Here is a 22,788-nt window from a genome sequence, read left to right on the forward strand (position 1 = left end):
CGTCAGTCGGTCATGGTGTTCAGATCCCGGCCCTTCGTTTCCGGCAGCCAGATCAGGCTGACGATCACGGCGACCAGGGTGAAGGCCACGGAGTACCAGAGCCCGAAATAGATATTCCCCGACGCCGCCACCAGAGCGAAGCTGGCCGCGGGCAGCAGGCCGCCCACCCAGCCGGTGCCGATGTTGTAGGGCAGGCTCATCGCCGTGTAGCGGACCCGCGTCGGGAAGAGCTCCACCAGCGCCGCCGCCTGCGGTCCGTAAAGGGCCGTGGCCCCGATCATGAAGATCATCAGGATGGCGAAGACCAGCGGCATGTTGATCCGCGCCGGGTCCGCCTTCTCCGGGTAACCGGCGGCGACCAGCGCTGCCTTCACCCGGGTGTCGACGTCGGCTCGCAGCGCCTTCAGCCCGTCCGCATCCAGCCCCGCCCCTTCGGCCGAGATCACCTCGGTCGAGCCGATGCGGACCACGGCCAGCGACGCCGCCGGGCCGGCGACGTTCTCATACGAGACGCCGGCGTTGGACAGCACGCTCTTGGCGATGTCGCACGAGCTGGAGAAACTGGCCTTGCCGATCGGGTCGAACTGCAGGGCGCAGGTCGCCGGGTCGGCGATGACGGTGACGGGGGCCGTCGCCTGCGCCTCGGCCAGCGCCGGGTTGGCCGCCTTCGTCAGGGCGTGGAAGCCGGGGAAGAAGGCGACCAGCGCCAGGATCATACCGAACAGCATCACCGGCTTGCGCCCGACCCTGTCCGACAGCCAGCCGAAGAAGATGTAGAGGAAGGCCGAGGCCACGGTGACCATCAGAACCAGCTGGTCGACGGTGTTCGTGTCCACTTTCAGGACCCGCTCCATGAAGAAGCGGGTGTAGAAATATCCGCAGTACCAGACCGCTCCCTGCGCGATCATGATTCCGAACAGGGCGATCAGCACGAACCGGCCGTTCTTCCAGGTCAGGAAGGCCTCGCGATAGGGCGCGCGCCGCTCGCCGCCTTTGGCTTCCATCTGCTGGTAGGCCGGGCTCTCGTTCAGCTTCAGACGGATCCATAGCGAAATCGCCAGCAGCAGGGCCGACAGCAGGAAGGGAATGCGCCAGCCCCATTCGTCGAAGGCCTCGACGCCCAGGATCGCGCGGGTGGTCAGGATCACCGTCAGGGCGCCGATCAGACCCATGGCCGCGGTCGTCTGGATCCAGCCGGTCAGCAGCCCGCGCTTCTCACGCGGTGAGTGTTCGGCGACATAGATGGCCGCGCCACCGTACTCGCCACCCAGGGCGAAGCCCTGCAGCATCCGCATGATCAGCAGCAGGATCGGCGCGGCGATGCCGATCTGGCCATAGTCGGGCAGCAGGCCGATCGCGACGGTGGCGACGCCCATCAGGGTGATGGTGACGAGGAAGGTCGTCTTGCGTCCCGTCCGGTCGCCGAACCAGCCGAACACCAGGGCGCCGAGCGGCCGGACCACGAAGCCCAGGCCGAAGGTCAGCAGCGCCATGATGTAGCTGACGGTCTCGCCCGCATCGGCGAAGAAATGACGGGCGATGATCGTCGTCAGGGAGCCGAAGACAAAGAAATCATACCATTCGAACGCCGTGCCGGCGGACGACGCGCCCACCACGGTCTTCAGTCCGGGCCCTTTTCGGGCGTCGGTCCCCTCGGTCATTGATCGCCTCCCCGCGATGCAGACGGGCGTCTCTGCCGGACGCCTCGAAAGTCCACATGCTAGACCTCGCCGTATCCGGCGCAAGGGGAAGGCGCAGACGTAAAAAGGCCCGCCGATGGGGGGATCGGCGGGCCTCTCTCGTCCGGATCGCGCGTCGGGGGGGGACGCGAGCCGGGAACTGTGAAGATCGTTAGTTCTTGGCGTCTTCCGCGGCCGTGGTCACGGCGCTGCCGGCGGCGGAGGCGTCGCGGCCCACTCCCGAAACGGTGTTGCAGGCGGCAGTGGTCAGTGCGGCGGCGGCGGCGACCAGTACGAAAATCTTGCGCATCTCAGTTACTCCATCAGCCGGGGAGGCGTCTGGCATATCAACGTCGCGGGTCGGTCGCGGTTCCCACATCCGACGGGTCTGTCGGAATGATTGCTTCGGGTGTCGCGAACCGCATCCGGGCGATCGTGCCGCCGCCTTCGGCCTCGACCATCTCGGCCTCGCCGCGCAGCTGTTTGGCGAAGGCGCCCATCAGGGTGCGGCCAACGCCGGCGCTCATGGTGTCGGACGGGCCGGGCCCGTTGTCCTGAACCTCGAGCACGCTGACGTCGCCGTCGACCTTGAAGCGGACCTTCAGGTCGCCTCCGCGCCCGGCGAAGGCGTGCTTCTGGGCGTTGGTCACAGCCTCGACCAGCCAGAGGGCCAGCGGGGCCAGCTTGTCCGGATCGACGACCAGAGAGTCCGCCTCGACCGAGGAAGTCACAAGATAGCCGCGCCCGCTCTCGCTGGCGATCAGCTGCCCCACCAGTTCGGTCAGGAAGATGCGCGCGTCGGCATATCGCAGATCGTCGCTCTGGTAGAGGGTGCGATAGATCAGGGCCAGCGCCGCGATCCGCTGGCGGGTGTCGCCCACCGCGGCCTTGGCCTGTGCATCCGTCAGGGCCCGTTGCTGCATCGACAGCAGGGACGAGATGATCTGCAGATTGTTCTTCACCCGGTGATGGATCTCGCGCATCAGCGCGTCCTTCTCCGCCAGTGAGGCCAGCAGGGCGGCATCGCGGGCGGTGATGGTCTCGGCCAGCTCGTCCAGCGTCGTGGCCAGCACCCGGATCTCGGACGGCGCATTCACCGCCTGCACAGGCCGCACCGAGAATTTGCCTCGGGCGTAGATGGCGGCGATCCGTTCCAGATACTCCAGCCACCGCACGACGATCCGGTCGCTGACCAGCATCACGCAGGCGAAGGCCGCGAACCACGCCAGCAGCGGCATGAGCAGGGCTCCGACCGGGTTCAGGCGCGCCCAGGACAACAGGCCGGGGGCCGGAGCCGACAACAGCGCATACACATCACGTCCGGCCAGCGCGGCGCCGGCGAAGACGCGATTCCGGCCATCCGAGTCCGCCTCGAACACCGATGAGCCGTCGTCGCGGGCGCGATCGACCCAGCCGACCAGTGACTGGCCACGCTCAAGCCGGAAGGTCTCCATATTGGTCGCCGTCAGGATCCGGCCGTCGCTATCGGTCAGCGCGGCTTCCGAACCCTCGGGCAGGCTCGGATCGTCGACGTCAGGCTGCAGGGCGGACAGCGGAATCAGCGCGATCATGGCGCCGTCGAATGCGCCGAGCGGGCGCTCCAGTCGGATGGCCACGACCAGCTGGGGCGGGCGGCCCGCGACGGCCGGCGCGCGCGCCAGCACCGTCGGTTCTCCGGACCTCAGGCGCTGGAACCACGCGCTCTGGCGAGCCTGAAGCAACCAAGGGGGCGGTGCGCGGCCCAGATCGCTGGAGGCGCAGGTCGTGACGCCTGTGGGTGTCAGCCGCGCCAGCCCGTCGACGCCATCGATCTGATCCGCCAACGCGGTCAGCCGCGGCTCGCAGAACATCTCCAACGCCTCGGGGCGCAGGGCCTGAAGCAGGACGCTGGTGCTGTCCAGTCGCGACTTGGCGCTGGCGGCGGTGCGTTCGGCGGCCAGCTGGAGATCCGCTCTCCGATCCTGATCCTGAAGCCGGAACTGGGATTGCGCCGAGAAAACCCCGAGCACGAGGATCGGCAACAGCGACAGCGCGAGCGCGACGCCCAGACGGAAACGGATGCCCTGGAACCGTGGTGGCGCCAGACCCCGACCGAAGGCGCGCCCTAGCCGCACCATCCGACTAGTTCCGGACGCCGCTCAGGCGATCCGCGGCGGCGAGGATGGAGCGCATCGCGTCGCCCGCTGCGCGGCCGTCGCGTTCGTAGCCGCCCTTTTCGAGCGTGGCTTGCAGAGCCTTCCGGGCGCGCGAGACGCGGCTCTTCACCGTGCCCACCGCGCACTGGCAGATTTCCGCCGCCTCTTCGTAAGCGAAGCCGCCGGCGCCGACGAGGATAAGCGCCTCGCGCTGCTCTTCCGGCAGGGTGGCGAGGGCGAGGCGCAGTTCGTCCAGCGCCACCGGCGATTCAGGATCGTCCACGGCGACCAGGGTTCGTTCGGCGGCCTCCTGATCCAGCTGCGACTGGCGCCAGGAGCGGCGCTTCTCGGAATAGAACTGGTTGCGCAGGATCATGAAGGTCCAGGCCTTCATGTTCGTGCCCATCTGATAGCTGGCCCGCGCGTCCCACGCCTTCATCATGGCGTCCTGCGCCAGATCGTCGGCGGCCGTGGGGTCGCCCGTCAGGGTCCGTGCGAACGCCCGAAGGTGCGGGATCAGGGTCACCAGCTCCTTCTTGAAAGCGTTATCATCGGCTGAGGGCGGCTTCGGGGGCGGATTGTTCACGCCGCTCATGCGCCATCCTTTCCTGCATCGCGCTGATCCGCGCGGCGCAGGATGTCGAGGAATTCATCCGGGACCGGCTCGTTCACGACTTCGTCGAACATGTGACGGAGCTTCACGCCGATGGCCTGCTGACGAAGTCGAGCCTCCTCCAGGCCCGCCCCGCTCTTGGCCGGCTTGCCCGGTGGGTTTGTATTGTCTGTCATTGAAAGAACGATCGCCACCCTGACGCATATGCTTGAATGCCGGGAACGCCAGCCCGGGCCGACGGTTCCGGCGTCGGAAAGAAAATATGCTCAAGCTTGCTGGCCAAACTGGGAACCGTGGCTGATTTGATACGTTGAGCCGAGACTGCAGAGGTCACATGTCGGTGGCCTGATTGTCGGGGAATATCTGTAATGAGCCTGCTGGCCCGCCTTGCGCCGCACCTCCCGTATGTCCGTCGTTATGCCCGCGCCCTGACCGGCGACCAGACGACCGGCGACAACTATGTCCGCGTCGCGCTGGAGGCGCTGGCCGCCGGCGAACGCCAGCTGCCTGCGGAAATGACGCCGCGCGTGGCGCTGTATCATGTGTTCCACGCCATCTGGGCCTCGACCGGCGCCCAGCTCGAGGACAAGAGCGGCATCGAGAACCGCGGTGATCCGTCCAGCCGCCTGATGCGCATCGCCCCGCGCTCGCGTCAGGCCTTCCTGCTGACGGCGCTGGAAGGCTTCACGCCTTCGGAAGCCGCCCAGATCCTCGACGCAGACGCCTTCGATGTCGAAAAGCTGATCTCGGAAGCCCAGTCGGACATCGACGCCGAACTGGCCACCGACGTCCTGATCATCGAGGACGAGGCCATTATCTCGGCCGACATCGAAAGCCTGGTGAAGGAGCTCGGCCACCGCGTGACCGGCACCGCCACCACCCATGACGAGGCCGTCGACGCCGTCGCCCGCCACCGTCCGGGTCTGGTTCTCGCCGACATCCAGCTGGCCGACGGCTCGTCGGGCATTGACGCCGTGAAGGACATCCTGAAGCGGATCGACGTGCCAGTGATCTTCATCACCGCCTTCCCGGAACGTCTGCTGACCGGCGAGCGCCCGGAGCCGACCTTCCTGATCACCAAGCCGTTCCAGCCCGAGACCGTGAAGGCCGCCATCAGCCAGGCGCTGTTCTTCCACCCCTCGCGCCAGAAGGAAGCCGCGTAAGCGCTTTCGAACTGCGGATACGAAGAAGCCCCGGTTGCTCGACCGGGGCTTTTTTGCTGTTCGCCTTGCCTACTGAGCCGGGGGAGGGCTCGTCGTCGCGGCACCTGCGGCGGGTGCGTCTGTGGTCTGTTCGAACGCAGCGCTGTCAACGGCCTGCTGACCTGCATTGGCGTTGGTCTTGGCGAAACCACCCTGACTGACGAACCACATGCCCAGCAGCAGGATGGCGGCCGCGCCGGCGGAGATGATCAGCAGCGTCAGGATGCGCACGCCGCCGCGACCGCCGCGGACATACTGGGCCTCGACCGGGCGGCCTTCGTGCACGGCGTCCGCCGCCTTGTCGTGTGGGGATTGATGGGTCATGGCGAGGGCCTCCCGGCAATGGAAAGAGATATGCCGGAACAACGCCCCTTGCGGCGCCGCTGTTCCGGTTCGCCCGGAACGCGAAAAAAAACGCAGAATGCTGGAACCTGCCGTCAAAGACGCCGTTATCGGTCTGCGGAGGCGGCGACGCCCCCCCGACTTGAGACCGGCAATAGCCGGTCTGTCGCCTCCGCGCCTCATTCTCGATGATGCCACTTCAGGCGGATCCGGCTCGGGTCCGCCTTTTTCTTTCGCGCGTCTGGACACCGCCGCACGAGCCGCCACTATGCGGGTCCTCAAAGAAAACCCGGAGCCGGATCATGGATCGCGTCAATCGTCAGTGGGTGCTGCGCCAGCGGCCGAAGGGCCTGATCCAGGACGGCGATCTGGAACTGGTCGACGCTCCGATCCCCGAGGTGAAGGATAGCGAGGTCCTGATCCGCACCGTCTATCTGTCGCTGGATCCGACCAACCGCACCTGGATGAACGACGCCGAGGGTTATCTGCCTGCGGTCCAGCTGGGCGCCGTCATGCGTGGCCTGACGCTGGGTGTGGTGGAGGAGAGCAAGTCGGATCGCTTCAAGGCCGGCGACATCGTCACCACGGCCGCCGGCGGCTGGTCCCACTATGCGGTGGTGCCGGACAGCACGGTCTCGCGGGTCCACCGCGCCCCCGGCCTGCCTCTGACCGCCAACATGTCCGTGATGGGCATGACCGGCATGACTGCCTGGTTCGGCGTCATGGACGTCCTCCAGCCCAAGGCCGGCGAGACGATCGTGATCTCGGCCGCAGCCGGCGCGGTCGGCTCGATCGCCGGTCAGGTCGCCAAGGCGCAGGGCGCGCGCGTCATCGGCATCGCCGGCGGTCCCGAAAAATGCCGCTGGCTGACCGAGGAGCTCGGGTTCGACGCCGCCATCGACTACAAGAACGAGGACGTCGGCGACGCTCTGGACCGTCTCGCGCCCGACGGCGTGGAGATGAATTTCGAGAACGTCGGCGGCGACATCATGGTCTCGGTGTTCAACCGCCTGAAGGTCCACGCCCGTATGGCGGTCTGCGGCCTGATCTCGTCCTACAACGCCACCCGCATGCCGCCGTCGCCGAACCTCGGCCGGCTGATCACGCACCGGATCAGGATGCAGGGTTTCCTGGTCATGGATTACTCGCCGCGTGTGAAGGAGATGGTCGTCGGCCTCGGCCCCATGCTCGCGGACGGCAGGGTCCAGTGGAAGGTCCACGTCGACGACGGCCTCGAGGGCGCGCTCGACTCGCTGAACCGCTTGTTCACGGGCGACCATGACGGCAAGTTGCTGGTCCGCGTATCCGAAGAACCGGCCGAGTAGGACCCCCGCATGACCGAGCCGCTGCACGTCCATTTCGAGGATCTGGGCGTGGGCGAGGTGGTGCCGCTCGGCGCCTGCGCCGTCGATCAGACGGCGCTGGACATGTTCGTCGAGCGGTTCATTCCGGGCTGGGATGCCGGCTACGGCGCGCCGGACGCCATGGTCTACGCCCTGTGGAGCCGGCTATTCGCTGACAAGATCTCCGGCTGGGCCCAGTCCAAGGTGCTGGCGGTCGACGGCCTGCGCTACATGCGCAACCCGCCGGCGGGTGAGTTGCTGCGCGGTCGCATGACAATCATGGGCAAGGACCCGGTTGGCGACGAGAAGGGCATCGTGATCGCCCAGCAGGACGTGCTCGACGAGGCGGGCCGGCTGGTCTTCTCCTGCCTGACCCGCTCGCTGGTGGCTCGCCGATAGACAAAAGCCCCGCCCGGCGGACCGGACGGGGCTTCGTCATTTCAGCGCTGACGCCGGATCAGGCGTTGCCTTCCGGCGGCAGGTTCGCAGCGGCGCGGGCGAAGGCCATTGCGATCAGGCGATCCCAGCCCAGCAGCGACACCAGATGGGCATAGATCTGGCCCAGGGCGCCGTTGTCGCGCAGCTCCGCCATCTTCTCGATCGGCAGGGCGCGCAGCTTGTCTTCCGAGATGGCGAAGTAGTCGGCGATCTTCTGCTGCTGGCCGACGCTGCCGTCCTCGTTGCGCGGGGTGAACATGGCTTCGCGGGTCTCGAACAGGTCGAGTTCCTTCAGCAGGTTCACGAACGACTCGGTGCGCAGACGCTCCTGTTCGAAGTTGTTGCAGAACTCCATCGCCTGCTGCGTGTAGGCCGACGGCTGGTCGCCATCGAACAGCGGGGTCTCGCCGCCTTCGGCGAGGAACGGCGCGGCGCGGTCGATGCACAGGATCATGCGCTGCTGGGCGTCGTCGTTGGCGAAGACGAACGGATAGCGGCGGACATAGGCCGGGACATAGGCTTCGGGGCGGAAGTCGCCGGCCTCGGTGATGAACAGGTTGTCGTTCTGGTTCAGCGCCATGACGGCGACCGGCTGCTTGGTGTCGCCGACGAAGATCACCGGATACGACAGGGCGGCCGGAGCGAACTCGGTGACCGTCAGCGGCACCAGGTGGGTCTTGCCGACGAAGGCGTAGGGGTGGTCAACCGGGTTGGCGCCCAGCTTGCCGTGCAGCTCGACCGACAGCGGTTCCGGCTGGTTGTAGAACAGGACGTTGCCGGTCAGGCCGGCGGAAGCAGTGGTGTCGGTCATGGACGCAGAAGGCTCTGGAAGGAAAAACGGTCGCGCCTTCTAGCCCAGACGGCGGTACGCGGCAAACAGGGCTGTTCCGTTACCGAAACAGCCCTGCGCTGTAATCAGAACGTCGCGCGGAAACCGAGCACGATGTTCCGGCCCCGCAGGGGCGCGACATTGGTCAGATAGGACGCATGGTTCAGCGCCAGTTCGTCCAGCAGGTTGTTGCCCCGCAGGTAGACCTGGGCTCCGACGCCGCCGACGGTGAAGTCGTAGGCCACGGTCGCGTTGACCATGTCATAGCCCGGCGTGACCGTCTCATAGGTTGAGATACGGTCCTGCTCGAAGGCGTGGGTGTACTCCAGCTCGCCCGACCAGGCATTCCACAGGAACTCGCCGCGCGCGCCCAGGCGCGCAGCCGGGATGCGCGGCACTGCGCCGCCGCCGTTATCGAACTTGGCCCGCACCAGATCGCCGAACACCTCGCCGGTGAACCACGGGGTGAACCGATGCTTGATCTCGCCCTCGAAGCCGGTGAACACGGCGTCGGCCTGGTCGTAGCGGATCAGGCGGAAGGCCTCGTAGGCGTCGAGGGTGTCGGCGAAGATGTAGCCGTCATAGCCATAGCGATACAGGCTGGCCGTCATCGTCGTGGCGCCACGCGTCCGGCGCAGCGACACCTCGGCGGCGGTCACGGTCTCCACGTCGAGGTCAGCCGTCCCGATCTCGTAGGTGTTGGTCGCCAGGTGGACGCCGCGCGCGAACAGCTCCTGAGCCGACGGCGCGCGCTGCGAGCGCGACAGCGAACCGGCGACCGACCATTCCGGCGAGACGGACCAGACCGCGCCGCCAGAGATCGAGAAGGGTTCGTGCTTGACGGTAGGCTGGCCGACGGCCTCGACCTCCTGCCATTCCTGGCGCGCGGCCAGTTCCAGGCGCAGGTCGCCCAGATCGAACTCCTCCATCGCGAACAGGGCGTTGGCCGTGGTCCGGGTCTCCGGCAGGAAGGCTTCCTCGCCGACGGCGGCGAAGTCGCTGCGCATCGTTTGCACGCCCACCACGCCGCGCATCAGGCCGATCGGCGAGTGCTCGACCTCGACGCGGGCGTCATAGCCCTCATTGGTGAAGGTGGTGGAGACCTCGTCGCCTTCCTTCTCGTCGTGCGCATAGTCGGTGAAGCCGCCGCGCAGGCTGATGCGCTCGACGCCCGAGAACGGCTGGCGGATTTCGCCGCGCACATCGACGCGCTTGCTGCGCAGATCGACGACCGGGGACTCGTGTTCGCCATGGTCGTGGTCGTGATCATGGTCGTCGCCGCCATGGTCGTGGCCGCCGCAGTGCAGGCTGGAGCCGTGCGGGTGGCAGTCCTCATACTCATGGCTGTGGCCCGGCAGGCCATAGTCACTCTGCTGCTCGGTGTATGCCACGCCGAAGTAGCCGCGCTGGCCGATCCAGGAACCGCCGATGGTGACGGTCGAGGTGTCATTGAACGAGCCGGCCAGGGTGTCGAACGGGCCGTGATCGTGCTCCTCCTCTTCCTCGCCCTCGCCCTCGTGTTCCTCGTGCGGGGTCTGGAAGCTCGGGATGTCGTAGTCGCCGGACTCGCGCTTCAACGCCTCCAGTCGCAGAGCGAATGAGCCCAGACCGGCGGTCACACCCGCGACGAGCGTGCGTTCATCGTCGGCCGTGCCGGCGCGCGCCTCGACGGCGCCGGTGATGCCCTCGACCGTGCGGGTCGGGATGCGGCGGTCGACGACATTCACCGCGCCGCCGATGGCGCCGCCGCCGTACAGCAGGGCGCTCGGCCCGCGCAGGATCTCGATGCTGTCGACCAGCAGAGGCTCGACGCTGACCGCGTGGTCTGGCGAGATTTCCGAGGCGTCCAGCATGGCCGCGCCGTTATTCAGCACCTTCACGCGCGGAGAGGTCTGACCGCGGATCACCGGCCGGCTCGCGCCGCCGCCGAAGGTGTCCGACGACACGCCCGGAATGCCCGACAGGGTCTCGCCCAGCGTCGCCTGACGACGGTGCACCAACTCGTCTCCGCCCAGCACCGCCACGCTCGACACCACATCGTTGGCCCCGCGACCCAGCGGCACGGCGGTGACGACCACCTCATCCAGCTCGGTCGCCTGCTGCGACTGGGCGGGAGCGGTCTGGGCCATCGCCGATCCGGCGACGAGAGCAAGGCCGCTAGCGGCGGTGAGAAGCAGGGAAACACGCATGAAAAGGGTATCCGTCGAAAACAGAGCTTCGCTGCGTATGTTATAATGTTACAACTGACAACCCCTCATCCGACGACGGACGGCCATGCCTTCGACCCTGGGACTTTTCGCGCACATCGAGACACTGCACGGCGACCGGCCCTGGGGCTCGGTGCTCGATGCCGGGACCGGCGTGAACTCGGCCGACTGGCTGCTGTCGCTGCCAACGGAGCAGTGGACGGGCGTCACAGCGGCGCAGGGGCATGCGACGCAGGTCCGGGACGCCGTGGGCGGGCGGCTCCGCCCCGACGATCGCCTGCTGCTCGGCAACTGGATGGACCGTACCCTTCTGCAGGGCGAAACCTTCGACGTGGTTCTCGCCGACTATCTGCTGGGCGCGGTGGAGGGTTTCGGTCCCTATTTCCAAAACGACCTGTTTCGCCGGCTGCGCCCTCTGGTCGGCGGCGTGCTCTATGTGACCGGGCTGGATCCCTATGTCGTCGGCAATGCGCCGACGCCGGCCGCGCGACTGGTTCGGGAGATCGGCCGGATGCGCGATGTCTGCCTGCTGCTGGCCGACGAGACACCGTACCGCGAATATCCCGCCGAATGGACGACGGCCCGGCTGGAGGAGGCGGGCTTCCGGATCACCTCCGCCCGCCGGTTCGCCAATCGGTACCGGCCGCGCTGGATCGACAATCAGCTGAACATGGGCCTTCGGCGTCTGGCGAAAATCCCGGATCGCTCGCTCGCGGACGCCCTCGCCGGACGCATCGAGGCGCTCCGCGTCGATGCCCATGCGGTGGCGAGGGCTGAGAACGGTCTGGCGCACGGCCACGACTACGTCATCTCGGCCGAGCCGGCGATCCCGTGCCGGTTGCGGCGGGGCCGGTGAACGACTAGCTCTGGCTCATGGGTTCCGCCTGCGATCATCACCATCACGACGGCCCGCCCGAGGCGGCCGATGTCTCGCGCGCGCTCGGCGCCGCCGAGACCCGGCTGACGGCCGAGGGCGAGCGCATGACGGCCGCGCGCCTGCGCGTGCTGGAGCTGCTGCTGGCCGCTGGCGAGCCGGTGAAGGCCTATGACCTGATCGCCCGCTTCGGCGAGGACGGCCAGCCGGCCAAGCCGCCCACCGTCTATCGCGCGCTGGAGTTCCTCGAGCGCAAGGGACTGGTGCACCGCATCGCCTCCATCAGCGCCTATGTCGCCTGCACCGGCGGCGACAGCGCCCACGCCGCCGCCTTCCTGATCTGCGACTGCTGCGGCGCGACCGAGGAGGTCGCGGCCTCCGTCGCCGATGGTCTCGACGGCGCGGCGGCGAAGGCAGGCTACGTCATCGAGCGAACGACCATCGAGGCGCACGGCCGTTGTCCGGCCTGTCGCTAAGGTCCGTCTTTCTGGAAAACCGGGGCGTCAGCCGCTATCGTGGAACCCATGGACGCCATCCGGCTCTCTCCCCCGCGCCGCCTGACCCTGCCGATCTCCAACCGTTGGGGGGATGGAGACATGGCCGTGCTCGACTTCGGCGATCCGAAGCGGCCGGTCGATCTGGTCTTCGTCCACGCCAACGGCTTCAACGCCATGACCTACCGCAGCTTGCTGGCCCCGCTGGCCAACTCCCTGCGCATCTGGGCGCCCGACCTCCGTGGGCATGGCAAGTCGACCCTGCCGACCCGGCTTGAGGGCCGTCGCAACTGGCACGACCATCGCGACGACCTGACCGCGCTGCTGGATGCACTCGACGGCCCACCGGTGATCCTCGCCGGCCATTCGATGGGCGGAACCTCTTCGACGCTGGCCGCAGCCGAACGGCCTGACAAGGTCTCGGGTCTGGTCCTGCTTGATCCCGTCATCTGGTCGCGCCTGACAGTTGCTGCCTTCCAGCTGCCCCTTCTGGACCGCCTGTCCTCGCGCATTCCGCTGGTGAAGAACGCCCTGAAGAGGCGCGCCGTCTTCGACAGCCGCGAGCAGGCTATGGCCGGCTACACCGGCCGCGGCGCCTTCAAGGGCTGGCCCGAGATGATGGTCGCCGACTATCTGGTCGACGGCCTGACCGAAGCGGACAAGGGCTTCACCCTGTCGTGCCGTCCGGAATGGGAAGCCGCCAACTACGGGTCCCAGAGCCATGATCCCTGGCGCGCCCTGCAACGCTTCGGCGGCCCGGTGCGCATCCTGAAGGCCGAAACCAACTCGACCTGCAGCGTTCCGGCGAACCCGCGCGGCCTGCCCCATGTCTCGGTCGAGACGGTCGAGGGCGGCAATCACTTCTTCCCGATGCTGCGCGCGGACGTGGCCCGCGACGCCCTGTTCGACGCCGCCGTCTAGGCGCCGGATGCCGCCCGCGACGCCTCCGCCAGCTTGCGAACCAGCGTCTCCGGGATCGGTTTGCGGTCCGAGAAGGTCACGCCCGTCCTGGTCGCCCTCAGGCCCGCCGCCGCGATCTCGTCCGCATGGGCAGCGATCGCGGCCGGCGCGACATACAGACCGCACTGCTTGCTGAAGGCCGCATAGCCCGCGACCACCGAACCACCCTCCCGGAACCCCGGCATGTCGTACTGGATCACCGCTTCCGCTTCGGGCAGGGCGGCGGCCAGCTGGCCGTGCAGGCGGGTCAGCAGGGGGCGGAACGCCTCCGGCGCGGCGGCGATGTAGTCGGCGTGGGTCGTTATGTCCGGCATCACTTCCTCCTCGATCGGTCGCACCCCGCTGGCGCGCGGGGCGGGCAGGCGCTAAACCGCCGCCCACAAGAACAAGACTTCAGTTCAGGGAAACGCCGATCATGCGCGACATCAACCACTTCATCGGCGGCGCTTCATTCGTCGGCGCCTCGGGCCGCTTCTCGGACGTGTTCAATCCGAACACCGGCGAGGTCCAGGCTCGCGTACAGCTGGCGACCACCGACGAGGTCGATCGCGCCGTCCAGGCCGCTCAGGGCGCCTTCGACGGCTGGTCCTCGACCAACCCGCAGCGCCGCGCCCGCGTGATGTTCGAGTTCAAACGCCTGGTCGAGGCGAACATGAACGAGCTGGCCGAGATGCTGTCGTCCGAGCACGGCAAGGTCATCGCCGACTCCAAAGGCGACATCCAGCGCGGTCTGGAAGTCATCGAGTTCGCCTGCGGCATCCCCCACGCCCTGAAGGGCGAATACACCTGGGGCGCCGGTCCGGGTATCGACGTCTATTCGATGCGCCAGCCGCTGGGCGTCGTCTCGGGCATCACCCCGTTCAACTTCCCGGCCATGATCCCGATGTGGATGTTCGGCGTGGCCATCGCCGTCGGCAACACCTTCGTGCTGAAGCCGTCCGAGCGTGACCCGTCCGTGCCGGTGCGTCTGGCCGAGCTGATGATGGAAGCGGGCGCTCCCGCCGGCGTCCTGAACGTCGTCCATGGCGACAAGGCCGCCGTCGACGCCATCCTGACCCATCCGCAGGTCCACGCCGTCAGCTTCGTCGGCTCGTCCGACATCGCCCACTACGTCTACCAGCTGGGCGCGGCCCACGGTAAACGCGTCCAGGCGATGGGCGGCGCCAAGAACCACGGCATCGTCCTGCCGGACGCCGACATGGATCAGGTCATCAAGGACCTGTCCGGCGCGGCCTTCGGTTCGGCCGGCGAGCGCTGTATGGCCCTGCCGGTCGTGGTGCCTGTCGGCCAGAAGACCGCAGACGAACTGCGCGAGCGCATGGTCGCCGAGATCGAGACCCTGCGTGTCGGCGTCTCGACCGATACCGGCGCCCACTACGGCCCGGTCGTGACCGCCGCCCACAAGGCGCGCGTCGAGGGCTGGATCGACCAGGGCGTGAAGGATGGCGCCGAGCTGGTCGTCGATGGTCGCGGCTTCACGCTGCAGGGTCACGAGAACGGCTACTTCGTCGGCCCGTCGCTGTTCGACCACGTGAAGCCGGAGATGGAGTCCTACAAGGAAGAGATCTTCGGTCCGGTGCTGCAGATCATGCGCGCCGCCAGCTTCGAGGAGGCCCTGTCGCTGCCGTCGAAGCACCAGTACGGCAACGGCGTCGCCATCTTCACCCAGAACGGCCGTGCGGCCCGCGACTTCGCCGCTCGCGTCAACGTCGGCATGGTCGGCATCAACGTGCCGATCCCGGTGCCGGTCGCCTACCACACCTTCGGCGGCTGGAAGCGCTCGGCCTTCGGCGACACCAACCAGCACGGCATGGAAGGCGTGAAGTTCTGGACCAAGGTCAAGACCGTCACGGCCCGCTGGCCCGACAGCGCCCTGGAGCACGCCGACAGCTCCTTCGTCATCCCGACGATGGGCTGATCACGACACAGCCGGAGAGGTTTCGCCTCTCCGGCGTTACAGGCAGCGGAAATCGGTGATAGGCGTTAACCTCTACGCACTGTGAAGCTGGAGCGCTCCCCCGCATGCGTCGCTTTTTCGTCTGGTCCGCCCTTGCCGCCGTCATCGGTCTCGCCCTCGCGGGCGGCGGCTACTGGGCCTACTGGAATTTCTACGCCCGCTTCCAGCCGGTGACGGTCACGCGCAATCAGGCCGAGATCCAGCGCCTGCTGGACGAAAGTTCGTGGATCTCCGCCGGCGGCGGCGGCGAGCCGGTCTACATCATCGGCTATCGCGACTCCGCCGCCATGCAGCGCTACGAGCGCGAGGAGGCGCCCAAGCTGAGGGCCGCCGGCGCCGAGGTGCGCGTCATCGTCTTCGCCCGCCCGGACCGCGAGGGTCTGGCCCAGTCGACCGCCGCCGAGCGCGCCACGGTCGCCGAGCTGTGGCTGACCCGAGACTGGTCGCTCTACCTGCGCTGGACCGCCACTCCGGTCCGCAACTGGACCGCCGCCGGCATTCCCTCGGCCGACAACAACCTGGCCCGCGCCGCGGTGGTCGAGGCAGGGCGTCAGTTCATCACCCGCCTGACCGCCGACCTGCGCGAGACCGGTCTGTCGACCCGCTATCCGCTGGTGATCTGGCGTGATCGCGAGGGCTTCATGAAGGCCTGCGCCTGCTCGGACAGCCGGTCCTGGGCCTTCATCCGCGACGATCTGGACGCACCGGAAAGCGTCTCTCCGGCCCCGGTCGCGCCGCTGGGTTCCGACGAAGGCATGACCTATCCGGGCGACGGAACGCCGGCGCCCCAGCCGGGTCAGCCGTCGCCGATGCCGTATCCGGCGATCCCGCCGGCGACCGCACCGGTTCCGGGGCAACCCGCGCCGGCGACGCCCGCTGCACCCGGCGCCGCCGCTCCGGCCGTGACGCCCGCGCCGCGCCAGACCCCGCCGCCGACGCCCCGCAAGGCGCCCCAGGCCAGCCGGCAGGACGACACGACCTTCTTCTAGATCAAAGGCGTTCGCCGCAGACCGCGATCAGCCGCTCCACGTCGGCTTCGTCCTGATACAGGCCGAAGCCGAAGCGGATCACGTCGTCGCGCACGTCGGTGACGATGTCGCCGTCCATCAGCCGCGCCTTCCACTCCGCCGCCTTCGGGTGACGGAAGGCCAGGAACCGCGCCCGTGCGCCGTCGCCCTCGACCGGGTTCAGCAGTTCGGCCTCGCCCAGCTTGCCGGCGCGGCCGTCCGCCACAGCCGTCTGGAAGGTCTGCATCAGGCCACGCGCATGGGCGGCGATGTCCGTGGTCGTCAGCCCCGCCTCGTCCAGCATCGTGCGCACGGCGTTGAAGCGATACAGGGCCGAGGCGTCGAAGGTCGCGCCCCAGAACCGGCCGCCGTCGGTGCGATAGCCGACCCCGCCCGGCGGGCCCGCCAGATCGCCGAACTCCGCGAACCATCCGGTGATAGTCGGGCGCGGGCAGAAGCCACCCGGTGAGTGCAGGAAGCAGACGCCCTCGCCGGACATCGCATATTTGTACCCGCCCGCGACGTAGAAGATCCGGTCCGCCACGGCCGACAGGTCCGTCGGGGTCGCCATGAAGCCGTGGTAGCCGTCCATGACCACCCAAGGCCCCTCCGGCTTCGCCAGCGCCGCCAGATCCTCGATGCGGGTGAAGGCTTGTCCGGTGCGGAAGAAGACCTGGCTGATGAAGATCAGGTCGAACCCGCCGCCCCGCGCCGCCTCGACGAAGCGATCCTCGAAGGTCTCGAACGGATGCAGGGGCACGCGGGTGATCACCGCCTCTCCGGCCTCCTCCCAGCGCTGACCCTGACGCCGGAACGAGTGGAACTCCCCGTCGGTGGACAGAATACGCACCGGCTTGCTCTCGACGCCCGAGGCGATCCGCAGCAACAGGTCGTGTGTGTTGGGCGCGAAGATGATCGAGTCCGGTGAGGGGAGGGCGAGTTCCTTCGCCACATGCACCTGCGCCTTCGGGATCACCTCGCCGAAGATCAGGTCCCACTTCCGGTCGGCGAAGGCGTTGGCCTCGGTCCAGGCCTGAACCTGGGCGTCGAAGCTGGCGTCCGGCCACAGGTGATGGCTGTGCGCGGCGAAATGCAGCCGTTCCGGAGCGAGGGACAGGGCGCGGGAGAACAGGAACTTGTGGCTCATGCCCGACCTTACCCGCATCGGCGTCGGTGCGAAAAGGAAAGAGGCGGGTCCGCATCGCGAACCCGCCTCCGATCTCTCGTCGCGATCAGTCTGTCGTCAGACCAGCGCGCCGTGGCAGTGCTTGAACTTGCGACCCGACCCGCACGGGCAGTCCGAGTTGCGCGGCGTGCGCTCCCAGCCGACCGGCAGCAGATCGACGGGCAGACGGGCGCGATCGTCGCCCGTGACCTGGCCTTCGGGGTTCTGCGCCGACGGATTGGCCATCTCGTTCTCGCCGGTGCCCGGGTTCAGGTGGATTTCCTGGAACTCCGGCATCTCCAGCGGGGGCGGGGCGGCGTCCTGGAAGCGGAACTCCACCGTCATCAGCCAGCGTGTCACGTTGTGCCGCAGTTCGTAGAGCAGGGTCTCGAACAGGTTGAAGGCTTCGGTCTTGTACTCATTCAGCGGATCGCGCTGGCCGTAGCCGCGCAGGCCGATAACGCCGCGCAGGTGGTCCAGATGGACCAGATGTTCGCGCCACTGCATGTCGATCATCTGCAGCATGAACTGCTTCTCGACGTTGCGGGTTTGCTGGGCGCCGACCAGTTCGAGCCGCTCGGCGGCACGGGCGTCCGCGGCCTCGACAATACGCTCCTCGATCTCCTCGTTCGACACGCCCTCTTCCGCAGCCCAGTCGGCCAGCGGCAGTTCGAGGCCCAGGGTCGAACGGACCTTCTCGTCCAGACCGACAATGTCCCACTGCTCGGCATAGGCCTTGGGCGGCATGTGCTTCTCGACCAGATCGGAGATCACGTCGTTGCGGAACTCGCCGACCAGTTCGGACAGGTCCTCGGAGTCCATGAACTCCTGACGCTGCTCGAACACCGCCTTGCGCTGGTCGTTCACGACATCGTCGTACTTCAGCAGGTTTTTGCGGATGTCGTAGTTGCGGGTCTCGACGCGCTTCTGGGCAGTCTCGACGGCGCGGTTCAGCCAAGGGTGGCTGATGGCCTCGCCCTCGGCCACGCCGAACTGGCGCATGATGGCGTCCAGACGGTCGCCGGCGAAGATGCGAAGCAGGTCGTCCTCGCAGGACAGGAAGAATTTCGACGTGCCCGGGTCGCCCTGACGGCCCGTCCGGCCGCGCAGCTGGTTGTCGATTCGGCGGCTCTCGTGGCGCTCGGTGCCGAGAACGAACAGGCCGCCGGCGGCCAGCGAAGCCTCCTTCTGCACCGCGATATCGGCCTTGAGCCGCGCTTCCTCGGCGACTTCCATCTCGGGCGTGATTTCCTGGGCCATGTTGCGCAGGTCCTGACGCCATTTCTGCATCCGCATCTCGAGGTTGCCCCCCAGCTGGATGTCGGTGCCGCGGCCGGCCATGTTGGTCGCGATCGTCACCGCGCCGGGCAGGCCCGCGTCGGCGACGATGTAGGCTTCCTGCTCGTGCTGGCGGGCGTTCAGGACGCTGTGCGGGACGCCCTTGAACTTCGTCTCGTACTTGATGTCGTACGCGGCGTCGCCGAGCTTCTCGGCGTCCTTGGCCTTGCCCTCGAACTCCTTCTTGAGGGTCCGGGACACCTCGACCTTGTACTCGAAGGTGTCCAGCAGCCTGGACAGGGTCTCCGACTTCTCGATCGAGACCGTTCCGACCAGGATCGGCTGGCCGGCGACGTGGCGCTCGGCGATCAACTTGGCGATGGCCTGGTTCTTTTCGGCCTCGGTGCGGAAGATCTCGTCGTCGTGGTCGATGCGCTGGATCGGGCGGTGAGTCGGCACCTCGAGGACATCCATCTTGTAGATGTCCATGAACTCCTGCGACTCGGTGGCCGCGGTGCCGGTCATGCCCGACAGTTTCTCATACAGGCGGAAATAGTTCTGGATGGTGACCGAGGCCAGCGTCTGGTTCTCGGGCAGGATCTTGACGCCTTCCTTGGCCTCGATGGCCTGGTGCAGACCTTCGGACAGGCGGCGGCCCGACATCATGCGGCCCGTGAACTCGTCGATCAGGACGATCTCGCCGGCCTTGATGATGTAGTCCTTGTCCTTCTGGTACAGGGTGTTGGCGCGCAGGGCCTGGTTGGTGTGGTGCACCAGCGAGACGTTGGCGGCGTCGTACAGATCGGTCGTGTCCTCGGCCAGCAGACCGCGTTCCGTCATCATCTGTTCCATGCGTTCCGAGCCTTCCTCGGACAGCAGGGCCTGACGTTGCTTCTCGTCCAGGTCGTAGGTCGCCTTGTCCTGGATCAGCTCCTTCACGATCGCGTCGACCGTGATGTAGAGGTCCGACCGGTCCTCGGTCGGGCCCGAGATGATCAGCGGGGTCCGGGCTTCGTCGATCAGGATCGAGTCGACCTCGTCGACGATGGCGAAGTGGTGCGGACGCTGCACCATCTCGCGACGGTCATAGACCAGATTGTCGCGCAGATAGTCGAAACCGAACTCGTTGTTGGTGCCGTAGGTGATGTCGGCCGCATAGGCCGCCTGGCGCTGGCCCTGCGACAGGCCATTGACGATCACGCCGACCTCGAGGCCCAGGAAGCGATAGACACGCCCCATCCACTCGGCGTCGCGGCGAGCCAGATAGTCGTTCACGGTGATGACGTGCACGCCCTTGCCGGTCAGGGCGTTCAGATAGGCCGGCGCGATGGCGACCAGGGTCTTGCCCTCGCCGGTCCGCATCTCGGAGATGCCGCCGTCGTGCAGGATCATCCCGCCGGTCAGCTGCACGTCGTACTGGCGCTGGCCCAGAACACGCTTGGAGGCCTCGCGCGCCACGGCGAAGGCCTCGTTCATGATCTTGTCCAGCGACTCGCCGCCGGCGACCCGATCCTTGAAGTGATCGGTCATCATCCGCAGTTCGTCGTCGCTGAGGGCCGCATACTTGGCCTCCATCGCGTTGATCTTCTGAACGCGGCTCATGAAGTCCTTGACCTTGCGGTCATTGGACGAGCCGAAGAGTTTCTTGGCGAAGCCGAGCATGAGTGATCCGAAGGCGGGCGAGCGACGAGCGGCTCTGGTACGGGGTCCCGGAAGGGCGGCGATCTGAACGCCGCGGAGAGGTCTCGGCGACGGCGACCCTGAGCACCCTTGCAAGGCGCATCACGCGGGGTCGCGCGAACGTTCGAAAACCCCTCGACTTGGGCGCAGCCGGGACTTAAGCACCGCCCTTACCCCTGTCAACGCGAGGGCTATTGCCGCCCGCCGACGGAGCGCGCCCGCATGAGGCCTTCCCGCAACACTCTGCCGATCCTGACCGCCGCCGTTATGGGGCTGTCCCTGCTCGTCGCCGCCTGCTCCGGCGGGGGCGGTTCGGACCGTCCTCCGGAGCCCGGCGACCGCGCCGTGGCCAAGGTAGAGGACGACACCATCTGGGCCTCGGACGTCCGCCGCGAGGCGATCGCCCAGGGGCTTGTCGGGGAGGGCGAGCCGCTGGACGTCACCTCCGACCTGTTCCGCCGGGTTCTCGATGAAGTGATCGACCAGAAGCTGCTGGGCCGCGAGGCCGAGCGCCGCGGGCTGGACAACTCGGCCCTGGCCCAGCGCCGGCTGGAGGCGACCCGCGAGCGCATCCTTGGCGACATGCTGGTCGAGGCCGAGGTCAATCGCTCCATCACCGACCGCTCGGTCGAACAGCTTTATCAGGAGCAGTTGCGCCTCGCCCGCACCTCGGAAGAGATCCGCACGCGCCTGATCCTGTCCCGCACCAAGGAGCAGGCCGACGCCGTCCTCGGCATCCTGAACCAGGGCGCCGCCTTCGAGGCCGTGGCCATGGAACGCTCGATCGACGAGGCGACCCGCTTCTCCGGCGGCGACCTGGGCTATTCGACGCTGGACGTCATGCCGCAGGCCTACGCCAACGCCCTGCGCGATCGTCCGGCCGGCTCGACCGTCGGCCCGTTCCAGACCGAGGGCGGTTGGGCCGTCCTGCGCGTCGAGGACCGTCGCCGCGAGACCCCGCCGACCCTGGAGCAGGCACGGCCCCAGATCGTGCGCTATCTGACCTATGAAGGCGTGCGCCAGTTGCTGGAGCAACTGCGCGGCAAGGCCGAGGTCGAGGTTCTGTTGACCAACGAGGGCCGCGGCGACGCCGAGCCGGCCTCCGCGCCGCGCGCCGCGCCGGCCGCTGCACCCGCCGCAGCCGCGCCCGCCGCCCCCGCGACCACGGCTCCGGCCGCTCCCGCCACCCCCGTTCCGGCGAAGACCCAATGAGCAAGACGACCGGCCCCGGCCAGAAGATCGAACAGGCGATCGAGAAGGCGCTGGACCCGTTGGCGACCGCCATCAAACGGGCCACGACGTCCACGCCGAAGGCCGCGCCCGCCGCGGCGCCGGGCAAGCCGGGCCTGCAGGTCTCGCCTCTGGCCGTGCCCTTCCCCCACATCCCGCCCATCGCCGGGGTGGAGATCGCGACCGCCCGCGCCGGCTTCTACAAGCACGAACGCGACGATCTGGTGGTGTTCAGCTTCGCCCGCGACACCACCTGCGCCGGCGTCTTCACCCGCCACAAGGTGGGCTCGGCCCCCGTCGACTGGTGCAAGCGCCATCTGGACGCCGAGGGCGGCGGCTCGAACGTGCGCGCCCTGGTGGTCAACGCCGGCTGCGCCAACGCCTTCACCGGCAAGGCCGGCGCCGACGCCGCCCGCCGCACGGCCTCCGAGGTCGCCAAACGCTTCGGCTGCCGCCAGCGCGACGTGATGCTGGCCTCCACCGGCGTGATCGGCGTGGTGCTGGACGACCGCAAGATCGCCGCCCGCCTGCACGACGTCGAGGCCGGTCTGGACGCCGACAACTGGGCCCGCGCCGGCCTCGGCATCATGACGACGGACACCTTCCCCAAGGGTTCGTTCGCCGAGTGCGAGATCGACGGCCACAAGGTCCGCATCGCCGGCATCGCCAAGGGCTCGGGCATGATCGCCCCGGACATGGCGACCATGCTGGCCTTCATCGTCACCGACGCCGACATCCACCAGAACGTCCTGCGCGCCATGCTCAGCCTGCATGTCCGCACGACCTTCAACAGCGTCACGGTCGACGGCGACACCTCGACGAACGACACCTGCCTGCTGTTCGCCACAGGCGCTTCCGGCGCGCCGCGCATCGGCCGGGTCGGCGACCGCCGCCTGAAGGACTTCAGCCGCGCGCTGGACCAGGTCATGCTCGACCTCGCCCACCAGCTGGTTCGCGACGGCGAAGGCGCGACCAAGTTCGTGAAAGTCACCGTCGACGGCGCCGCCTCGCCCGCTTCGGCCCGCAAGCTGGCCAAGTCGATCGCCGACAGCCCGCTGGTGAAGACCGCCATCGCCGGCGAGGACGCCAACTGGGGCCGCGTGGTCATGGCTGTCGGCAAGACCGAGGAGCCGGTCGACCGTGACCACCTCGCTATCAAATTCGGCCCCCACGTCGCCGCCGTCGACGGCGCGCCCTCGCCGACCTACGACGAGGCGAAGATGAGCGCCTACATGAAGAACGCCGAGATCGACATCACCGTGGATGTCGGCTCCGGCCGCGCTTCGGCCACCGTGTGGACCTGCGATCTGACCAAGCGCTACATCGAGATCAACGGTGACTATCGCTCGTGACCG

General features: G+C 67.8%; 21 protein-coding genes. 10 read left to right on the plus strand and 11 right to left on the minus strand.

Translation table 11 applies throughout. The features are described from left to right. Window positions 1–2: 2 nt before the first annotated feature. From ABDZ95_RS04580 to nepR, 5 genes are all read right to left on the minus strand, one after another. On the minus strand, window positions 3–1,661 hold the full coding sequence (locus tag ABDZ95_RS04580; protein ID WP_343791053.1) for an MFS transporter: 1,659 nt from the start codon (window positions 1,659–1,661) through the stop codon (window positions 3–5). Between the two features lie 190 nt (window positions 1,662–1,851). Continuing rightward, window positions 1,852–1,989 (minus strand): entericidin EcnA/B family protein, encoded by a 138-nt coding sequence (locus tag ABDZ95_RS04585; protein ID WP_343791056.1) that lies wholly within the window; start codon window positions 1,987–1,989, stop codon window positions 1,852–1,854. A gap of 37 nt (window positions 1,990–2,026) precedes the next feature. Continuing rightward, entirely contained in the window at window positions 2,027–3,796 is a 1,770-nt protein-coding gene (gene phyK / locus ABDZ95_RS04590; RefSeq protein WP_343791059.1) for a sensor histidine kinase PhyK, read from the minus strand. Window positions 3,797–3,800: 4 nt separating this feature from the next. After that, entirely contained in the window at window positions 3,801–4,409 is a 609-nt protein-coding gene (locus tag ABDZ95_RS04595) for a sigma-70 family RNA polymerase sigma factor (RefSeq protein ID WP_343791062.1), read from the minus strand. Then, window positions 4,406–4,603, minus strand: a complete 198-nt coding sequence (nepR, locus tag ABDZ95_RS04600; protein ID WP_343791246.1) for an anti-sigma T factor NepR — start codon at window positions 4,601–4,603, stop codon at window positions 4,406–4,408. The genes ABDZ95_RS04595 and nepR overlap by 4 nt, the downstream gene beginning before the upstream one ends. Window positions 4,604–4,795: 192 nt before the next feature. Between nepR and phyR the strand changes: the two genes are divergently transcribed. Next, window positions 4,796–5,590: an anti-anti sigma factor/receiver protein PhyR gene (gene phyR, locus ABDZ95_RS04605; RefSeq protein ID WP_343791065.1), complete on the plus strand. Its 795-nt coding sequence runs from the start codon at window positions 4,796–4,798 to the stop codon at window positions 5,588–5,590. Between the two features lie 69 nt (window positions 5,591–5,659). On the opposite strand, the gene ABDZ95_RS04610 is transcribed toward phyR, so the two are convergent. After that, complete coding sequence (locus ABDZ95_RS04610; protein WP_343791068.1) at window positions 5,660–5,953, minus strand: hypothetical protein; 294 nt, start codon at window positions 5,951–5,953, stop codon at window positions 5,660–5,662. A 320-nt stretch (window positions 5,954–6,273) separates the two neighbouring features. Between ABDZ95_RS04610 and ABDZ95_RS04615 the strand changes: the two genes are divergently transcribed. Both ABDZ95_RS04615 and ABDZ95_RS04620 read left to right on the plus strand, forming a co-directional pair. After that, complete coding sequence (locus ABDZ95_RS04615) at window positions 6,274–7,296, plus strand: NADP-dependent oxidoreductase (protein WP_343791071.1); 1,023 nt, start codon at window positions 6,274–6,276, stop codon at window positions 7,294–7,296. 9 nt (window positions 7,297–7,305) lie between these two features. Next, window positions 7,306–7,713, plus strand: coding sequence for an acyl dehydratase (locus tag ABDZ95_RS04620; protein ID WP_343791074.1), 408 nt, complete (start codon window positions 7,306–7,308; stop codon window positions 7,711–7,713). 58 nt (window positions 7,714–7,771) lie between these two features. Here ABDZ95_RS04620 and ABDZ95_RS04625 read toward each other — a convergent pair whose 3' ends face one another. Continuing rightward, window positions 7,772–8,563, minus strand: coding sequence for a SapC family protein (locus tag ABDZ95_RS04625; RefSeq protein ID WP_343791077.1), 792 nt, complete (start codon window positions 8,561–8,563; stop codon window positions 7,772–7,774). 104 nt (window positions 8,564–8,667) lie between these two features. Beyond that, a complete protein-coding gene (locus ABDZ95_RS04630; protein WP_343791080.1) occupies window positions 8,668–10,710 on the minus strand; it encodes a TonB-dependent receptor domain-containing protein in 2,043 nt (680 codons plus the stop codon). Window positions 10,711–10,855: 145 nt separating this feature from the next. On the opposite strand from ABDZ95_RS04630, the gene ABDZ95_RS04635 reads away from it, so the two are divergent. The 3 genes from ABDZ95_RS04635 to ABDZ95_RS04645 are packed head-to-tail and all read left to right on the plus strand — an operon-like array spanning window position 10,856 to window position 13,077. After that, window positions 10,856–11,644, plus strand: coding sequence for a class I SAM-dependent methyltransferase (locus ABDZ95_RS04635; protein ID WP_343791084.1), 789 nt, complete (start codon window positions 10,856–10,858; stop codon window positions 11,642–11,644). A gap of 17 nt (window positions 11,645–11,661) precedes the next feature. After that, the gene (locus ABDZ95_RS04640) at window positions 11,662–12,138 is read left to right on the plus strand and encodes a Fur family transcriptional regulator (RefSeq protein WP_343791087.1); all 477 of its coding nucleotides are present in this window, start codon (window positions 11,662–11,664) and stop codon (window positions 12,136–12,138) included. A 48-nt stretch (window positions 12,139–12,186) separates the two neighbouring features. Continuing rightward, window positions 12,187–13,077 carry an alpha/beta hydrolase gene (locus ABDZ95_RS04645; RefSeq protein ID WP_343791090.1) on the plus strand — a complete coding sequence of 297 codons (891 nt, stop codon included), beginning with the start codon at window positions 12,187–12,189 and terminating at the stop codon, window positions 13,075–13,077. On the opposite strand, the gene ABDZ95_RS04650 is transcribed toward ABDZ95_RS04645, so the two are convergent. Next, window positions 13,074–13,430 carry a DUF1801 domain-containing protein gene (locus ABDZ95_RS04650; protein ID WP_343791093.1) on the minus strand — a complete coding sequence of 119 codons (357 nt, stop codon included), beginning with the start codon at window positions 13,428–13,430 and terminating at the stop codon, window positions 13,074–13,076. The genes ABDZ95_RS04645 and ABDZ95_RS04650 overlap by 4 nt on opposite strands. Window positions 13,431–13,531: 101 nt before the next feature. Between ABDZ95_RS04650 and ABDZ95_RS04655 the strand changes: the two genes are divergently transcribed. Together ABDZ95_RS04655 and ABDZ95_RS04660 are read left to right on the plus strand one after the other, a co-directional pair. Continuing rightward, the gene (locus ABDZ95_RS04655; RefSeq protein ID WP_343791096.1) at window positions 13,532–15,034 is read left to right on the plus strand and encodes a CoA-acylating methylmalonate-semialdehyde dehydrogenase; all 1,503 of its coding nucleotides are present in this window, start codon (window positions 13,532–13,534) and stop codon (window positions 15,032–15,034) included. 104 nt (window positions 15,035–15,138) lie between these two features. Further along, window positions 15,139–16,062, plus strand: a complete 924-nt coding sequence (locus tag ABDZ95_RS04660; protein WP_343791099.1) for a hypothetical protein — start codon at window positions 15,139–15,141, stop codon at window positions 16,060–16,062. A gap of 1 nt (window position 16,063) precedes the next feature. On the opposite strand, the gene ABDZ95_RS04665 is transcribed toward ABDZ95_RS04660, so the two are convergent. After that, on the minus strand, window positions 16,064–17,227 hold the full coding sequence (locus tag ABDZ95_RS04665) for an aminotransferase class V-fold PLP-dependent enzyme (protein ID WP_343791102.1): 1,164 nt from the start codon (window positions 17,225–17,227) through the stop codon (window positions 16,064–16,066). Between the two features lie 96 nt (window positions 17,228–17,323). After that, window positions 17,324–20,185, minus strand: a complete 2,862-nt coding sequence (secA, locus tag ABDZ95_RS04670; protein WP_343791105.1) for a preprotein translocase subunit SecA — start codon at window positions 20,183–20,185, stop codon at window positions 17,324–17,326. Between the two features lie 240 nt (window positions 20,186–20,425). On the opposite strand from secA, the gene ABDZ95_RS04675 reads away from it, so the two are divergent. Both ABDZ95_RS04675 and argJ read left to right on the plus strand, forming a co-directional pair. Next, window positions 20,426–21,415, plus strand: a complete 990-nt coding sequence (locus tag ABDZ95_RS04675; protein ID WP_343791108.1) for a peptidylprolyl isomerase — start codon at window positions 20,426–20,428, stop codon at window positions 21,413–21,415. Next, entirely contained in the window at window positions 21,412–22,785 is a 1,374-nt protein-coding gene (argJ, locus tag ABDZ95_RS04680; RefSeq protein WP_343791111.1) for a bifunctional glutamate N-acetyltransferase/amino-acid acetyltransferase ArgJ, read from the plus strand. Before ABDZ95_RS04675 ends, argJ begins: the two co-directional genes overlap by 4 nt. The last annotated feature ends 3 nt before the right edge of the window (window positions 22,786–22,788 follow it).

The sequence above is a fragment of the Brevundimonas kwangchunensis genome, assembly GCF_039523815.1.
Classification (GTDB): domain Bacteria; phylum Pseudomonadota; class Alphaproteobacteria; order Caulobacterales; family Caulobacteraceae; genus Brevundimonas; species Brevundimonas kwangchunensis.

Excerpts from the sequence above, each read along its gene's own strand:
- ABDZ95_RS04580 (WP_343791053.1), bottom strand. The coding sequence starts at position 1,661 with ATGACCGAGGGGACCGACGCCCGAAAAGGGCCCGGACTGAAGACCGTG.
- ABDZ95_RS04585 (WP_343791056.1), bottom strand. The coding sequence starts at position 1,989 with ATGCGCAAGATTTTCGTACTGGTCGCCGCCGCCGCCGCACTGACCACT.
- phyK (WP_343791059.1), bottom strand. The coding sequence starts at position 3,796 with ATGGTGCGGCTAGGGCGCGCCTTCGGTCGGGGTCTGGCGCCACCACGG.
- ABDZ95_RS04595 (WP_343791062.1), bottom strand. The coding sequence starts at position 4,409 with ATGAGCGGCGTGAACAATCCGCCCCCGAAGCCGCCCTCAGCCGATGAT.
- nepR (WP_343791246.1), bottom strand. The coding sequence starts at position 4,603 with ATGACAGACAATACAAACCCACCGGGCAAGCCGGCCAAGAGCGGGGCG.
- phyR (WP_343791065.1), top strand. The coding sequence starts at position 4,796 with ATGAGCCTGCTGGCCCGCCTTGCGCCGCACCTCCCGTATGTCCGTCGT.
- ABDZ95_RS04610 (WP_343791068.1), bottom strand. The coding sequence starts at position 5,953 with ATGACCCATCAATCCCCACACGACAAGGCGGCGGACGCCGTGCACGAA.
- ABDZ95_RS04615 (WP_343791071.1), top strand. The coding sequence starts at position 6,274 with ATGGATCGCGTCAATCGTCAGTGGGTGCTGCGCCAGCGGCCGAAGGGC.
- ABDZ95_RS04620 (WP_343791074.1), top strand. The coding sequence starts at position 7,306 with ATGACCGAGCCGCTGCACGTCCATTTCGAGGATCTGGGCGTGGGCGAG.
- ABDZ95_RS04625 (WP_343791077.1), bottom strand. The coding sequence starts at position 8,563 with ATGACCGACACCACTGCTTCCGCCGGCCTGACCGGCAACGTCCTGTTC.
- ABDZ95_RS04630 (WP_343791080.1), bottom strand. The coding sequence starts at position 10,710 with ATGGCCCAGACCGCTCCCGCCCAGTCGCAGCAGGCGACCGAGCTGGAT.
- ABDZ95_RS04635 (WP_343791084.1), top strand. The coding sequence starts at position 10,856 with ATGCCTTCGACCCTGGGACTTTTCGCGCACATCGAGACACTGCACGGC.
- ABDZ95_RS04640 (WP_343791087.1), top strand. The coding sequence starts at position 11,662 with ATGGGTTCCGCCTGCGATCATCACCATCACGACGGCCCGCCCGAGGCG.
- ABDZ95_RS04645 (WP_343791090.1), top strand. The coding sequence starts at position 12,187 with ATGGACGCCATCCGGCTCTCTCCCCCGCGCCGCCTGACCCTGCCGATC.
- ABDZ95_RS04650 (WP_343791093.1), bottom strand. The coding sequence starts at position 13,430 with ATGCCGGACATAACGACCCACGCCGACTACATCGCCGCCGCGCCGGAG.
- ABDZ95_RS04655 (WP_343791096.1), top strand. The coding sequence starts at position 13,532 with ATGCGCGACATCAACCACTTCATCGGCGGCGCTTCATTCGTCGGCGCC.
- ABDZ95_RS04660 (WP_343791099.1), top strand. The coding sequence starts at position 15,139 with ATGCGTCGCTTTTTCGTCTGGTCCGCCCTTGCCGCCGTCATCGGTCTC.
- ABDZ95_RS04665 (WP_343791102.1), bottom strand. The coding sequence starts at position 17,227 with ATGAGCCACAAGTTCCTGTTCTCCCGCGCCCTGTCCCTCGCTCCGGAA.
- secA (WP_343791105.1), bottom strand. The coding sequence starts at position 20,185 with ATGCTCGGCTTCGCCAAGAAACTCTTCGGCTCGTCCAATGACCGCAAG.
- ABDZ95_RS04675 (WP_343791108.1), top strand. The coding sequence starts at position 20,426 with ATGAGGCCTTCCCGCAACACTCTGCCGATCCTGACCGCCGCCGTTATG.
- argJ (WP_343791111.1), top strand. The coding sequence starts at position 21,412 with ATGAGCAAGACGACCGGCCCCGGCCAGAAGATCGAACAGGCGATCGAG.